This window comes from Methylobacterium sp. WL116 (assembly GCF_008039455.1).
Taxonomy (GTDB): Bacteria; Pseudomonadota; Alphaproteobacteria; order Rhizobiales; family Beijerinckiaceae; genus Methylobacterium.
Genome location: NZ_VRUV01000823.1, coordinates 1 through 1392, shown reverse-complemented (window position 1 = coordinate 1392; position 1392 = coordinate 1). Strand labels below are relative to the sequence as shown.

1 protein-coding gene and 1 pseudogene are annotated in these 1392 nt (G+C 72.1%); both read left to right on the top strand.

Translation table 11 applies throughout. From position 1 onward, the window contains the following. Positions 1–234 (top strand): annotated as a pseudogene (locus FV223_RS27665) (hypothetical protein); the annotation flags it as partial. Between the two features lie 290 nt (positions 235–524). Then, the coding region (locus FV223_RS27660) for a BatD family protein (RefSeq protein WP_147729883.1) at positions 525–1392 on the top strand (868 nt) is incomplete at its 3' end.

Below are 1392 nucleotides of genomic sequence, written 5' to 3'. Positions count from 1 at the left end.
GCCGCCGGGCGCGGCCGCACCGGCGGCGGGTCGGCGATGGTGGCCGAGGCCCCCGAGAAGGAGGTGCGCCGCGTCACCAAGAGCTTCGAGGCGCACGAGATCCGCCCCGACCGCCTCTGGCTCCAGACCCTGCCGGACGACCCCGGCCGCTACCTCAAGCTCCGCCTCAAGGCCGAGCAGGGCCGCCGCATCGAAGCCGGCACCAGCATGCCCGCCGGGAGCAACCCATGGTGAGGTTTTGGAATGCGCCGCGCCGCGTCCCTCACGAGCAGACACTTTCGGGTTCATGGCCTTCGCAAACGCGGTTCTCAGGCCCTCCCCGTCATCCCGGGGCGCCGGAGGCGAGCCCGGGATCCAGAACCGCAGGGCGTTGGTCGTCATGCGCCGTCGGCGGCTCTGGATCCCGGGCTCTGCTGCGCAGCCCCGGGATGACGGGGTGGCGCGGATCCAAGCGCGATCGATACGGCTCCGATGCGAGGCATGAACACCGTGGCCCGCAAAGGGGGGAGGAAAGGGCGGGTCGCATGCGATGGACCGTCCTGTTCGCCGCCCTCCTCCTGGCCCAGCCCGCCCGCGCCGAGGTCGAGCCGGGCGACCTCACCCTCACGGTCACGCCCGAATTGAACGGCAACGCCGCGCCGTTCGTGCGCGAGATGGTGCTGCTGCGCATCCACGGGGTCTACAAGCAGCAGATCCTGCTCGAGGAGGTGATCCAGCCGACGCTGGCCAACTTCAGCTGGAGCCAGCTCGGCCGCGACCGCTGGAGCAGGACCAAGCTGAAGGACGGCCAGAGCGCCATCGCCTTCGACCGGGTGATCGCGGTGTTCCCGCACCATGCCGGCGACTTCACGATCGAGCCGTTCGACCACCGCCTGACGATCAACGACGACGGCCAGCGCCGGGTGATCGACGTGCGCTCCGGCCCGGTCGCGCTGCCGGTCGCGACCTGGACCAAGGAGGGCGGCGGCCCGGACGCCAAGGAGCCGTGGTGGCTGCCGGCCAAGGACGTGACGATCACCGATTCCTGGTCGCCCGACCCGGAGACGGTGAAGCTCGGCGACACCACCCGGCGCATCGTGACGGTGGAGGCGCAGGGCATGGTCGCCGAGGGGCTGCCGCCGCGCCCGGTGATGCGCACCCGCGGCATCCTCACCTTCGCCGGTCCGGTCACCCGCGAGACCCTGATCACCCCCGCCGGCCCGGTGGCGCGCGCCACCTACCAGTGGGACGTGAAGGCCGGCGTGCCCGAGATCATCCCCCTCGACGCGATCGTCATCCCGTGGTTCGACACGGTGTCGCGCACGATGCGCGAGGCCGAGATCCCCGCCCGCCAGATCGGCGGCGGCCTGCCCGACCGGGAAGGCGACCTCGCCCCCCCGCTCGCCACCGCGC